The organism is Stackebrandtia soli (genome assembly GCF_965137155.1).
Classification (GTDB): domain Bacteria; phylum Actinomycetota; class Actinomycetes; order Mycobacteriales; family Micromonosporaceae; genus Stackebrandtia; species Stackebrandtia soli.
The window spans coordinates 42,328-54,816 of sequence record NZ_CBCRZX010000010.1 but is presented as its reverse complement, the minus strand read 5'-3'; the positions used below and the strand labels follow the sequence as shown (position 1 = coordinate 54,816).

At 68.1% G+C, this 12,489-nt stretch carries 12 protein-coding genes and 1 pseudogene; 12 read left to right on the top strand and 1 reads right to left on the bottom strand.

Going from position 1 to position 12,489, the window contains the following annotated elements; translation table 11 throughout:
* Positions 1–113: 113 nt before the first annotated feature.
* From ACM9NP_RS08685 to ACM9NP_RS08635, 11 genes are all read left to right on the top strand, one after another.
* Positions 114–1,088, top strand: a complete 975-nt coding sequence (locus tag ACM9NP_RS08685; RefSeq protein WP_415646102.1) for a hypothetical protein — start codon at positions 114–116, stop codon at positions 1,086–1,088.
* A gap of 279 nt (positions 1,089–1,367) precedes the next feature.
* On the top strand, positions 1,368–2,945 hold the full coding sequence (locus ACM9NP_RS08680; protein ID WP_415646101.1) for a hypothetical protein: 1,578 nt from the start codon (positions 1,368–1,370) through the stop codon (positions 2,943–2,945).
* A 154-nt stretch (positions 2,946–3,099) separates the two neighbouring features.
* Complete coding sequence (locus tag ACM9NP_RS08675; RefSeq protein WP_415646178.1) at positions 3,100–4,776, top strand: DAK2 domain-containing protein; 1,677 nt, start codon at positions 3,100–3,102, stop codon at positions 4,774–4,776.
* Positions 4,773–6,941, top strand: coding sequence for an ATP-dependent DNA helicase RecG (recG, locus tag ACM9NP_RS08670; RefSeq protein ID WP_415646100.1), 2,169 nt, complete (start codon positions 4,773–4,775; stop codon positions 6,939–6,941). Before ACM9NP_RS08675 ends, recG begins: the two co-directional genes overlap by 4 nt.
* Positions 6,938–7,510, top strand: coding sequence for a 16S rRNA (guanine(966)-N(2))-methyltransferase RsmD (gene rsmD / locus ACM9NP_RS08665; RefSeq protein WP_415646099.1), 573 nt, complete (start codon positions 6,938–6,940; stop codon positions 7,508–7,510). Before recG ends, rsmD begins: the two co-directional genes overlap by 4 nt.
* A 14-nt stretch (positions 7,511–7,524) precedes the next feature.
* The gene (gene coaD, locus ACM9NP_RS08660) at positions 7,525–8,022 is read left to right on the top strand and encodes a pantetheine-phosphate adenylyltransferase (RefSeq protein WP_415646177.1); all 498 of its coding nucleotides are present in this window, start codon (positions 7,525–7,527) and stop codon (positions 8,020–8,022) included.
* A gap of 66 nt (positions 8,023–8,088) precedes the next feature.
* Positions 8,089–8,592 carry an SPFH domain-containing protein gene (locus tag ACM9NP_RS08655; RefSeq protein WP_415646176.1) on the top strand — a complete coding sequence of 168 codons (504 nt, stop codon included), beginning with the start codon at positions 8,089–8,091 and terminating at the stop codon, positions 8,590–8,592.
* Between the two features lie 136 nt (positions 8,593–8,728).
* A complete protein-coding gene (locus tag ACM9NP_RS08650; protein WP_415646098.1) occupies positions 8,729–9,274 on the top strand; it encodes a YceD family protein in 546 nt (181 codons plus the stop codon).
* A 74-nt stretch (positions 9,275–9,348) separates the two neighbouring features.
* The gene (rpmF, locus tag ACM9NP_RS08645; protein WP_415646097.1) at positions 9,349–9,522 is read left to right on the top strand and encodes a 50S ribosomal protein L32; all 174 of its coding nucleotides are present in this window, start codon (positions 9,349–9,351) and stop codon (positions 9,520–9,522) included.
* A 20-nt stretch (positions 9,523–9,542) separates the two neighbouring features.
* The gene (rnc, locus tag ACM9NP_RS08640; protein WP_415646096.1) at positions 9,543–10,295 is read left to right on the top strand and encodes a ribonuclease III; all 753 of its coding nucleotides are present in this window, start codon (positions 9,543–9,545) and stop codon (positions 10,293–10,295) included.
* Between the two features lie 303 nt (positions 10,296–10,598).
* On the top strand, positions 10,599–11,666 hold the full coding sequence (locus ACM9NP_RS08635; RefSeq protein ID WP_415646175.1) for a peptidoglycan recognition protein family protein: 1,068 nt from the start codon (positions 10,599–10,601) through the stop codon (positions 11,664–11,666).
* Between the two features lie 132 nt (positions 11,667–11,798).
* Here ACM9NP_RS08635 and ACM9NP_RS08630 read toward each other — a convergent pair whose 3' ends face one another.
* Positions 11,799–12,101 carry a hypothetical protein gene (locus ACM9NP_RS08630; RefSeq protein WP_415646095.1) on the bottom strand — a complete coding sequence of 101 codons (303 nt, stop codon included), beginning with the start codon at positions 12,099–12,101 and terminating at the stop codon, positions 11,799–11,801.
* Positions 12,102–12,324: 223 nt separating this feature from the next.
* On the opposite strand from ACM9NP_RS08630, the pseudogene ACM9NP_RS08625 reads away from it, so the two are divergent.
* Positions 12,325–12,480: pseudogene (locus tag ACM9NP_RS08625) on the top strand (zinc-binding dehydrogenase); the annotation flags it as partial.
* Positions 12,481–12,489 lie beyond the last annotated feature (9 nt).

The window sequence follows — 12,489 nt, the reverse complement described above, 5'->3', positions numbered from 1 at the left end:
GTCGGATCGGCAAAGTGGACGACATCCGCCCGGTCGCGGGGCCCGCTCGTATGACATGTGTCGATGTTTGGCCGTATTCTGCTCTTCACCCCACCCGCAGTGAAAGTGAAGCCATGACCAATCCGCCGTCGCCTTCCGCCCCCGAGGGTTGGAGCCCGCAACCGCCTCCCGACCCGACCGCCGCACCGTCTCCGTCGCAGGCTCTGCCTTCGCCGATGCCGCAACAGCAACCGTCCGAGGTCTCCGGCCCGCCGTCGGCGCCACCCGGCACGCCCACGGTCATGCCGCAGCCGGTCGATCCCGCCCTGGCCTGGCAGGCGTCTCCCCCGGTGTCGGGGCAACCGTTCGCGGTGTACCCGCCCGGTGCGTCGGTGCCGAGCACGCCCGAAGCCCCCAAGCAGTCCTCCCCGGTGCTGTGGATGTTCGGCATCGGTGGCGTCGTCCTGCTCCTCGTTCTCGCCCTCGGCCTCGTGCTGTGGCTGACGAACGACAAGCCCTCCGCCCCGCTCGCCGATGAGTCGGCGAGTCCGACGACGGAGCAGACGGAGCAGGAACCCGAGTCGGGCACGCCGTTGATCACGGACGTCGCGACCGGTTTGAGCTACCCGCAGCTTCCCGCCCCCTGGTCGGTCAGCCCCAACGCGGGATCGCACGGATTCCTCTCGGCGGCGGGCCAGCAGTTCCTGACGGAGGAGGCGTGGGCCGCGGTGTGCATCGTCGGGGAGCTGGATGCGGCGGACCTCGGCTACGAGGGGCCGGACTCCATGCAGCCGGTGTTGGAGAAGCTCGCCGAGCTGACCGACGACAACAACTACGGGACCCAGGACGGCGGCCCGCTCGAAGGGCTGAAGCGCGAGGGCGAACCGACCTTGACGGAAGTGACGATCGGCGATCATCAGGGCCTGCGGATCGATTACCGCCTCACCTGGACCGACGACGCGATCGGGGACAAGGGCGAGACGCTCATCATCGGGGTCGTCGACCTCGGCGATGGTCGCCTGGCCGGGTTCCTGGCGAGCATTCCCGACTTCGGCGCGGACCAGACCGAAGCGGTCACGCAAGCCTTGGAACAGCTTCAGTTCGTGTGATCTCATCGACGGTTCGGCGGGGCGGGACCGGCTCGGTCAGCCCCGCCGAATGATCATCCATTGGGGATTAGAGGGTCGGTCGTTATCGTTTCGTGCGTAGACGTCCCTATCCGGTGCGGGTACCTTGAAGGCTGTCCCGCGACACTGTGCGCCGCTCCCGTCGACCGTCCGGCACCCGTTCGACGTCTCGGCGTCGGTGCCCTCGCGCATTCCTCTCATCTGTATTGAGAAGATGGGGCAGTTTTGCGACCACTGTTGACACCCCATGAGAGTTGACCGATGACCTATCCGCCGCAGCAGCCCGAAAACGGCTGGTCCGACAACCAGCAGCAGCCGCAGCAGCCGGTCGATCCGTTCGCGCAGGGCGCGCCCGGACACCAGGCAGAACCGGTCGATCCCTTCGGGCAACCCCCGCAGCAGTACGCTCCACAGCAGCAGTACGGCGAGCAGCCGGCCCTGCCCCAACAACCGCAGTACGGGCAGGAACAGCACCAGCAGCAGTACGATCAGGGACAGTACGGCCAGCAGCAGTACGACCAAGGCCAGTACGGGCAGCACCCGCCCGCGCAGCAGCAGTACGGGCACGAGCAACAGCATGGCCAACAGCACCCGTACAGCGGTCAGCAGTATCACGAGGAACCCCCGACCGACCAGACACAGGCATACGTCGCGGACCCGCAGCAACACCAGCAGCACCAGCACGCGCAGCAACACCAGCAGCCGCAGCAACACCAGCAGCACGAATGGCAGCAGGCCGAGCACACCCAGGTCATCGGCGGCGGTGAGCACACCCAGATGATCAATCCCAATGGTGAGCACACCCAGGTCATCGGGCAGCACGGCGGCGCCCAGTACGGGCCGCAGTACGGCCCCGGAACCAACCCGCCCGTTCAGCCGCAAACGGCGCCCGTGTCGGCGAGCCCGTCCTCCGGCCAACAGTTCGTTCCCCCCGTGTCGGCGAGTCCCGCGTCCAGCCAGCCGTACAGCACGCCCGTGTCGGCGAGCCCGGCCTCAGGCGGGGGCTTCGGCCACCAGTACCAGTCGACTCCGCCGGGAGTGCCCGCGTCGCCGTTCGCGCCCGTTTCGGCGGCCCCGGCGAGCGCCGCTCCGGCATCGGCTCAGCCGTGGTCGCACCCGTCCGTCCCGCAGTTCACGCCGAAGAAGCGCCGCGGCCTGCCGTCGTGGGTGTACGTCGTCGGCGTCGTCGTCATCGTGGCCGCGCTGGCGGTGGGCGCGATCTTCTACTTCGGAGTCGGTAACAACGACACCCCGGTCGCCGATCCTCCGGCGTCGAAGGAACCGGAGAACGCGGCGGTTCTGCTCATCGAGGAGGGTTCCGGCCTCGGTTACCTGACGATGGCCGACCCGTGGGCGGATCTCGGCGAGTACAAGGACCTCAGCGAGATCGCGGGCTTCACGAGCTACGTCGGTCAGTACACGCTCACCGAGACCGGGTGGATGTCGCTGTTCGCCGTCGGGACGATGGACGCGAAGGCCTTGGACTACGAGACCGGAGCGATCCGCCAAGCCGTCTTCAAGTTCGCCGAACTGTCCGAGGCACAAACGGTGAAGCTGCTGGAGGAGACCGGCCGCGACGAGAACATCTCCGGCTACGGCCGTGACGTCGAACCGGTGTACACCCAGTTGCGCGTCGACGGTCGGAACGCCGGCTTCATCCAGTACCACGTCGCGTGGGAGGACAGCACCAACAACGAGACCGGCACGACCGTGACCCTCGGTCTCATCGACATCGGCGACGGCAAACTCGCCGGGTTCCTCATCGACGTTCCCGACACGGCGGCCGCGGCGCTCGCCGAGTCGACGGAGCAGGCGATGAACACGCTCCAGTTCAGCTAGTGGCCAGGCTCGCCCGTTTCGACGGGCGAGCCGCTCTGGCTTCGACGGCCCCGCTCCGCCACCCGGTGGAACGGGGCCGTGTCACGTCCGCCGCCGGACTGTGTGGTTTGCGCCGGTCACCGTGGGGCATTTAAGCTTCGCAACTGTGGATGAGGTGACCGTGATCGACGAACCCCCGCCCTCCGAACCGGTGGCGTTGACCGCCGTCGTGGTCCGGCGGTGGTACGAGACGGCCCTCGCGGCGTTCGAGGAGCACCGCAAGACGATCAACGCGCTCAACGTCTATCCGGTCCCGGACGGGGACACGGGGACCAATCTCGTCGGCACCATGCGCGCGGCTCTTGAGGCGGTGGCGGGTCCCGACGCGACCCTGCCGGACGTCACGTACTCCGCCGCGCGGGGCGCTTTGCTGGCCGCGCGCGGGAACTCCGGTGTCATCCTCGCCCAGCTGTTGCGCGGTTTCGCCGACGCCTGGGGTGTAGACACTGTGGATGGTCCTCGCTTCGCCGTTGGTTTGCGCCGTGCCGCGGAATCGGCTGCGGACGCCGTCGCCGAACCGGCGCCGGGCACGATCCTGACGATCGCCGCCGCCGCCGCGGACGCCGCCGACGCCGCGCGCGCGGCCCCTCTGCCCGTTCTCGTGCGTTCCGTCGCGAGTTCGGCGGCGGAGGCACTGGCTCGGACCACCGATCAGCTACCGGCGCTGGCCCGCGCCGGAGTGGTCGACGCGGGAGGTTTCGGCCTGGCGTTGATGCTCGACGCGCTCACCGAAGTGGTTGTCGGCAAGCCGACGGGTGCCGCGATCCGTGTCGTCGAGTCCGGTTCCCGGACGGCACGGATGCGCGTGGCCGCCGAGGTTCCGCGCGAGAGCGGTTCGACCGACTTCGCCTACGAGGTCCAGTATCTGGTCGACGCGACCGTCGACGCCGCCGAGCGGCTGCGCTGCGTTCTGTCGGGGTTGGGGGATTCGCTCGTCGTCGTGGGCGCGGCCGATGGCGACGAGGACGGCCTGCGGCCCTGGAACATCCACGTCCATGTCAACGACGTCGGAGCCGCCGTGGAGGCGGGTATCGAGGCTGGACGACTGCACCGGTTGTCGGTCACCCGGTTCGCAGACGGTCCCGCGTCCGATCTGGACCGACCGGCGTCACTCGCGGCCGAGCCGTTCGCGGTCGAGGTCAATCGGGGAGTGGTGGTCGTGCTCGACGCTCCCGCTCTGCGCGGCCTCGTGGAGGCCGAGGGCGCCCGTGTCGTGGTGGCCTCCGCAGAACTCGACGTCGACGCGATCGAGGCCGCGATCCGGGGAACCGGTCACACCGATGTCGTCGTGGTGACCCGATCCTGGGCGATCGAATCGACGGAGCGCGCGGCGGCCGCCGCGCGAGCGGACGGTTTTCGCGTCGCGGTCGTTCCGACTCGATCCCCCGTGCAGGCGTTGGCGGCATTGGCCGTTCGACAACCGGAGCGACGGTTCGACGACGATGTGATCGCGATGGCGGAGGCCGCCGGATCGTGTCGACACGCCGACGTGAGCGTCGCGGTCCGGGAGGGGTTGACGAGCGTGGGGCGTTGTCGACCCGGCGATTTCCTCGCCCATGCGGACGGGGATGTCGTACTGCTCGGGCACAATCGCGATGAGGTCGTCACCGGTGTCGTCGACCGCCTGTGCGCGGCGGGGGCGGAGCTGGTGACAGTCATCGCCGGGGCGACGCTGCCAAAGTCCAGTGTGGACTACGTGGCCGCGCATCTGGCGCGGGCCTGGCCGCTGGTGGAGGTGCAGATCTTCGACGGCGGTCAACGGGAACCGCTGGTGTGGATCGGAGCCGAATGAAAGCCACTATGGACACGAAGCTGCGCGACGTCCTGGGGGGCAAGACCGCCGCTGCGCTCGGTGACTACCTGGAGCTCTTCACCGTCGGAGACCTCCTGCACTACTACCCGTTCCGCTACGCCGAGCGGGGCGACCGCGCAGACCTGAACGCCCTGGAGATCGGCGAGCACGCCACCATCCTCGCGCGCGTCCGTTCGGTGACGACGCGGCCGATGCGAAATCGGCGGGGCACCATTTTGGACGTCCTGGTATCCGATGAGGACGGCAACACGCTGTCCTTGACCTTCTTCAACCAGCCGTGGCAGGCCCGCCAGCTGAAGTCCGGCCGCTGGGGCCTGTTCGCGGGGAAGGTCACCGAGTTCCGGGGGAAGCGACAGCTCAACAGCCCCGAGTTCCGGATGCTGGCCGATGCCGAGAGCGAGGACGAGGCCGCCGACCTGATCGAGGAGTTCGCGGGCGCGCTCATCCCGGTTTACCGAGCGGCGGGCAAGGTTCCGACGTGGACGATCGCCAAATGCGTGGCGATCACCCTCGACCGACTCGCCGAACCGCCGGACCCGCTGCCGGGCCGCCTGCGCGACGAGCAGTCCCTCATGGACCTGGGTGCCGCGCTGCGCGCGATTCACCGTCCCGAGTCGACCGGTCACCTCCACGCGGCGCGCAAACGTCTCAAGTGGCAGGAGGCGTTCTACCTCCAGACGACGCTGGTGCAGCGCAAACGGGCCGCGGCCGACACTCCCGGCACACCCCGTCCCGGCCGCGACGACGGTCTCCTCAGCGCGTTCGACGCGGCGCTGCCGTTCACGTTGACGGCCGGCCAGAGCTCCGTCGGCGCCGAGCTGGCCGCGGATCTCGCCGCGCCACATCCGATGCACCGGTTGCTGCAGGGCGACGTCGGCAGCGGCAAGACCATGGTGTCGCTGCGCGCGATGCTCCAAGTCGTCGACTCGGGCGGGCAGGCCGTGCTGCTCGCTCCGACGGAGGTGCTCGCGGCTCAGCACCACCGCACCATGATCGAACAGCTGGGGGAGTTGGCGCGCGGTGGTGAACTCGGGGCGCCCGAGCACGCGACCCGGGTCGCACTCGTGACCGGTTCCCTTCCGGCCGCCGCGAAACGGGCCGCGCTCGCGTCGCTGGCGGACGGTTCCGCGGGCATCGTGATCGGAACGCACGCCCTGCTCTACGACGGCGTCGACTTCGCGGACCTGGGTCTCGTCGTCATCGACGAACAGCACCGTTTCGGTGTAGAACAGCGGGACGCCCTGCGCGCCAAGGCCGAGCGCCCTCCGCACGTGCTAGTGATGACGGCGACACCGATTCCCCGCACCGTCGCGATGACGGTGTACGGCGATCTGGAGACGAGCCGTCTCACCGAGCTTCCGCAGGGCCGCACCCCGATCACGACCCACGTGGTCCCCGGCGGCGACGAGCGGTGGATAGCGCGGGCGTGGCAGCGGGCACGAGAGGAGGTCGCCGCGGGCCACCAGGTGTACGTCGTCTGCCCCCGTATCGGGGACGAGGACGGCGCCGACGGCGGCGCGGAGGACCGTCGACCGCCGCTGGCCGTCGCGGACGTCACCCCCGGTTTGACGAACGGTCCCCTGTCGGGGCTGTCGGTCGCGCCCCTGCACGGCCGGATGAGCGCCGACGACAAGGACGCCACGATGCGTGCCTTCGCGGCCGGTGCCACGGACGTCCTCGTCGCGACGACGGTGATCGAGGTCGGCGTCAATGTGCCGAACGCCACGATGATGGTCATCCTCGACGCCGACCGCTTCGGCGTCTCGCAACTGCATCAGCTGCGCGGCCGGGTCGGCCGAGGCAGTGCGCCCGGTCTGTGCCTGCTGGTGAGCGAGTCCGGCCCGGGCAGCCCGGCGGCCGAGCGCCTCGCGGCCGTGGCGTCGACGACGGACGGTTTCGCGTTGGCGGAGCTCGACCTGGAGCAGCGTCGCGAGGGCGATGTCCTGGGAGCCGCCCAGTCCGGCGCCCGGTCGCATGTGCGATTGTTGTCGCTGCTGCGCGACGCCGATCTGATCGGCGAGGCCCGAGCCGAGGCCGGCGCGCTCATCGCGGCCGACCCGGGCCTGGACCGGCATCCGCTGTTGGCGGAGGCGGTCGCGAGCCTCGTGTCGGACGAACGCGCTGAGTACCTGGAGAAGAGTTGACCCGCATCATCGCCGGAATCCATCGTGGACGGCGAATCGAGACGCCCCCGGGAGATCGGACCCGACCGACGTCGGATCGTGTGCGCGAGTCCCTGTTCGGCTCGTTGCAGGCGATGGTGGATCTCGACGGCGCGGCGGTCCTCGACCTGTACGCGGGTTCGGGGGCGGTCGGACTGGAGGCGGCGTCGCGCGGGGCGTCGCCGGTGGTGTTGATCGAGTCACATGCCAAGACGGTGGGGCTCCTCCGCCGCAACATCGCGACCCTCGGACTCGGCGCCCGGGTCAGCGTGACGGCCGGCGCGATTCCACAGGTGCTGCGGCAGCGACCACCGCGACGGTTCGACGTCGTCTTCGCCGATCCACCGTATGCCCTGGACAACGCCGCTCTCGCGACGACCTTGTCAACCCTTGTGGAGTTCGACTGGCTCGCCGAGGAGGCTGACGTCATCGTCGAACGCGCCACCCGTGGGGGAGCACCCGACTGGCCGGAAGGCATCGAGGGATTGCGCAGTCGCCGGTACGGGGAATCGACTCTTTGGTACGGTCGCGGCTTGTGGACTCAACGCTGAGCCCGGATGGGCCGATCACACTACCCCCCGCCGCCCGTCGTGCCGTTTGTCCCGGGTCGTTCGACCCGGTCACCAACGGGCACGTGGACATCATCGCTCGTGCGGCCCGCATCTATGACGAAGTGTTCGTCGCGGTGTTCGTCAACCCGTCGAAGGCGGGCCTGTTCTCACTGGACGAACGCATGGAGATGCTCGCGGAGGTGACTCCGCAGTGGCCGAACGTCTCCGTCACGTCCTTCCAGGGCCTCGTCGTCGACTTCTGCAAGAGCAACAACGTCGGCGTCATCGTCAAGGGCGTCCGCGCCGTCTCCGACTTCGACTACGAACTTCAGATGGCGCAGATGAACTACGGACTGGCCGGCGTGGAGACCCTTTTCATGCCGACGAACCCCGTTCACTCGTTCCTCTCGTCGAGCCTCGTGAAGGACGTCGCCAAGTGGGGCGGCGATATCACCGGTCACGTGCCCGAACCGGTGGCCGAAAGACTCGTGGCGCGCCTGCGCGAGTCGTGAGGCCGTCCCTACTATTGAACGATGGTGGGACGATCTACGAGTCCCCCGGAGGAATGGAGTAATCGGGTGGGGCCGTTGGACCGCATTGAGGACATGGTCGCCTACGTCGAGGCCGCCAAGGCGATACCGATGTCGCGCAACTGCAAGGTCGACCGGGCCGAGATGATCGGCATGCTGGAGGAACTGCGCGCGGAGCTTCCGAGCGAACTGCGCAAGGCCGACGCGATGCTCGCCGAGCGAGACAAGATCATCGACGCCGGCGAGCGGGAGGCGCAGCGCATCATCGCCGAGGCCGAGTCGGAGCACGCGCGGCTCGTGTCGAGCCATGAGGTGACCGTGTCGGCTGATCACGAGGCGAACCGGATCATCACCGAGGCCCGCAACGAGGCGCAGCGCCTGCGCGACGAGGTCGACGAGTACGTCGACACGACGCTGGCGAACTTCGAGCAGTTCCTGCAGCGCGCCTTGTCGGGGGTCGAACGCGGCCGCGACAAGATGCACGCGCTCCGCGAGATCGGTTCGTTCGCTCCCGCTCGCGAGGAAGAGGACAAGCCCCTCCCCGCCATCTGATGGTCGGGCAGGTCACACGGTGAAAGTCGGCGCCGTGGCCGACGCTTTCGCGGCGGCACCCACGTCGACGCGGCGAGGCCTGTTCGGGTAGTCTCTGACGTCGGCCTATAAGGGCCGAGTACGCGAAGTGATACGGATGAAAACGACACCTCCATTGGACCCCAAGGCGCCCCTGGTCGCCGATACGCGCACCATGTCGCGGGCACCAGGCACCACCAAGGAGTGGTCGGCCGACATCGACGTCACCGACAAACTCGGCTTGGACATGATCGCCATCCCGGCGGGCTCGCAGCTATCGGTGCGGGCGCGTCTGACCTCGGTCTCCGAGGGCATTCTCGTCACCGGCACGGTCTCCGCGCCGGTCGAGGGCGAATGCGCTCGGTGTTTGACCGCGATGGAGGACGCCATCGAGGTCGAGGTGTCGGAGCTGTACGCGTTCGAGGACAGCACGACCGCCGAGACGACCGAGGCCGACGAGGTGATGCGGGTTCAGGGCGACTTGCTCGACCTGGAACCGTTGGTGCGGGACGGTTTGGTGTTCGCGATGCCGACCACCCCGCTGTGCCGACCGGACTGTCGTGGATTGTGCGCGCAGTGTGGTGAACGCCTGGACGATCTGCCCGCCGACCACGGTCATGAGATCATCGATCCGCGCTGGGCGGCGTTGAAGAAGTTTGTGTAAGTAAGACGAGGCCGACGAGGCCGCCCCAGATGGGTGGCCAATCCAGTCGGCCCTGAACTGTTCGGAGTGAAAACGTGGCCGTTCCCAAGCGCCGTATGTCGCGCAGCAACACCCGCAGCCGCCGTGCCAACTGGAAGGCGACGCCGGTGACCGTCTCGGCCTGCCCGCAGTGCCGCTCGCCGAAGCTGCCGCACGCCGCCTGTGGCGTTTGCGGTACGTACAAGGGCCGTCAGATCCTCGACGTCTGAGTTCGTCGGCCGGTTTCGTCATGGCTAACGACCGACGTGCGGCGGAGGACCTGCCCGCCATGAACGACAGCGTCGCGCATTTCGACGCGGCGATCGGTGTGGAGCTAGACGCGGATCTTCTGCGTCTAGCCCTGACCCACCGTTCATTCGCCTATGAACGTGGTGGGCTGCCCACCAACGAGCGTCTCGAATTCCTTGGCGACTCGGTGCTGGGCCTGGTCGTCACGTCGACGCTGTATCGCAGCTACCCGGATCTTCCGGAAGGCCAGCTCGCCCGCCTGCGGGCCAGCGTGGTCAACATGCGCGCGCTCGCCGGCGTCGCCCGTGGTCTCGGTTCCGGCGGTGTCGGCCCGCACTTGCTGCTGGGCAAGGGCGAGGAGACGTCGGGGGGCCGCGACAAGAACAGCATCCTCGCGGATTCGGTGGAGGCGCTGTTGGGCGCGGTGTACCTCCAGGAGGGCATCGACACGGCGTCCCGGGTGGTGCACCAGTTGTTCGATCCGTTGCTGGACGTCGCGGCGCGCCGTGGTGCCGGCCTGGATTGGAAGACGAGCCTTCAGGAGCTGACGTCCGGAGCGGGCCTCGGTGTTCCGGACTACCGGATCTCCGAGAAGGGCCCGGACCACGCGAAGCGATTCACCGCGTGGGCGGTCGTCGCCGGTGAGGAGTTCGGCGAAGGCGTGGGCGGCAGCAAGAAGGAAGCCGAGCAGATCGCCGCTGAGGCGGCGTGGCGCCAGATCAGCGACCGGATCGAAGCGAAGAAACAGAAGTGACGTCCCACCGGCCCCGTTTCGGGGCCGGTGTGGTTTTGACGGCGGTGTCCTCACCGCCGTTTTTGTTGCGCTGGAACGAATCCGGGCATGATGCCCAATTCGGTGGGACCACGCCTTGATCGTTTCGATGCGAAAACGACATTCCAGGCTTAACACGAAATTCACACATGTCTAAGTATGGTGATCATTCCGGATGGTCGACGCCTTCTCCGCTGGTCGAATCGCATTGGTCGAGGTCAGCGGCCGCCGGCCCCGAGCGACCCTCGGGGTGATGTCCTCGATTTAGGAGCTTTCGTGCCTGACATGTCGATTTCCCGACGGGGGCTGATGCGTGGCGGCATCGTCGTCTCGGCCGCAGCCGCCGGTGCCACCGTTATCGGCACCACCACCGCCGCCCTGGCCGCGGCTCCGGAACCGTCCCTTCACAGCACCGCTCAGTGGGGCGCGCGCCCGCCGTCGGAGCCGCTGACCACCGTTCCGAACCGCCCCTCCTACATCGTCGTGCACCACACCGCGACGTCCAACGACGTGGCCAACACCCAGGCCCAGGCGTACACCCTGGCGCGCAACGTTCAGAGCTGGCACATGAGCCAGGGCTGGGGCGACTCCGGTCAGCAGTTCACCATCAGTCGTGGTGGGTACATCATGGAGGGACGCCACGGCAGCATCTCGAAGCTGCGCGGTGGGACGACCTTCATCCGAGGCATTCACGCGGGCGCGCCTGCCAACGGCGAGTCCATCGGGATCGAGAACGAGGGCCTGTACACAGGCGTTCAGCCGCCGGGCGCCCTGTACGACTCGCTGCTGAACCTGTGCGCGCACCTGTGTTCGCAGTACGGGATCGCGGCCTCGAAGATATTCGGGCACCGCGACTTCATGGCGACGCAGTGCCCCGGCGACAAGCTCTACGCGATGCTACCGCAGTTGCGCGCCGACGTCGCCGAGAAGCTCGGCCAGCAGCCGCCCCCGCCCACCTGGCCGACAGTGAAGAAGGGTGCCAGCGGCGAGCGCGTCCGGTCCATCCAGTACCTGCTCCGCCAGGCCGGCGACACCACCGCCGTGGACGGGGCCTTCGGTCCCGGCACCGAAACGGACGTCCGCGAGTTCCAGACGGCCAAGGGGCTCACCGTCGACGGCGTGGTCGGCCCGCAGACGTGGGCGCGCCTGGTCGTCGTCTCGAAGCAGGGCGCCTCGGGTGAAGCCGTCAAGGCGATCCAGCGGCAGCTCAACAACAACCATGGCATCAGCACCACGGTCGACGGCGCGTTCGGTCCCGGGACCACGACGAGTGTTCGGACCTTCCAGACTCGACGGTCGCTCGTCGTCGACGGTGTGGTCGGCCCGATAACGTGGCAGGCTCTCGTCGGATAGCGTTCGCCGTCACGATGGCCGCGTCGCTCCAAACAGGAGCGACGCGGCCATCGTTCGTCTCAGGTCCGGGGCCGCCGCTGGCGGCGCGGACACCCAACTGTCGGCCGGCGAGAGATCGACTACTTCGGATGTTCAATCTCGATGTGGTGGTCGACCACGTATGAGGTCGACCACCATCACGATCAGGCTCGTGATCACCCCCGCGCCGAGCGAAACAAGGGTCGGCAAAATCATGATCCACTCGGGTAGGGGCAGATCCATGGGCCCGTCGAGTCTCCTGAACCACATGAATGTGAGGACGTAGAAGCCGACCGCTACTGCAAAGAACGCGCCGAAAACGTATAGGCCGCGCTTGATAGCGACACGAAGGCGTGAGGTCGCACCGCCGCTCAGCGAACTGTTTCCAGCCTTCGGAACGCCAGCTCGTCTCACCATGCCTTCAGCCTAGTTACCTGCGCGCGTCCGTCGAGGCGCTGGACGCGGTGATCGACGCGAGCCCCGCAGCTTCGCACTCCTAGCCCACGGACTTGACTCTCACACCGGCGTGAGGCTCTAGCGTCAGAGGCATGAGCAAGAGAATCGCCTACTACGCGTACGGCACCCCTGAAGTCCTGCGCATCGAGGACGAGCGGGTCGGGGAACCAGGGCCCGGCCAGCACACCCCGACGACGAGCTCGAACAGACCGTGGCGATCGCCGCATGGGGCGCGCTCACCGCCCGCATCGGCGAGACGTTCCCGCTCGACCGGACGGCCGACGCGCTCTGGCTCAGCATGACCGAGCACCCTGTCGGGAAGATCCTGCTGCGGCCGTGAGAGCCCTGA

What these genes read in the sequence shown, in the direction of transcription:
- recG (WP_415646100.1), top strand. Translation starts at nt 4,773, where the DNA reads ATGAAAGCCACTATGGACACGAAGCTGCGCGACGTCCTGGGGGGCAAG.
- ACM9NP_RS08685 (WP_415646102.1), top strand. Translation starts at nt 114, where the DNA reads ATGACCAATCCGCCGTCGCCTTCCGCCCCCGAGGGTTGGAGCCCGCAA.
- ACM9NP_RS08630 (WP_415646095.1), bottom strand. Translation starts at nt 12,101, where the DNA reads ATGGTGAGACGAGCTGGCGTTCCGAAGGCTGGAAACAGTTCGCTGAGC.
- ACM9NP_RS08635 (WP_415646175.1), top strand. Translation starts at nt 10,599, where the DNA reads ATGTCGATTTCCCGACGGGGGCTGATGCGTGGCGGCATCGTCGTCTCG.
- rnc (WP_415646096.1), top strand. Translation starts at nt 9,543, where the DNA reads ATGGCTAACGACCGACGTGCGGCGGAGGACCTGCCCGCCATGAACGAC.
- ACM9NP_RS08680 (WP_415646101.1), top strand. Translation starts at nt 1,368, where the DNA reads ATGACCTATCCGCCGCAGCAGCCCGAAAACGGCTGGTCCGACAACCAG.
- ACM9NP_RS08650 (WP_415646098.1), top strand. Translation starts at nt 8,729, where the DNA reads ATGAAAACGACACCTCCATTGGACCCCAAGGCGCCCCTGGTCGCCGAT.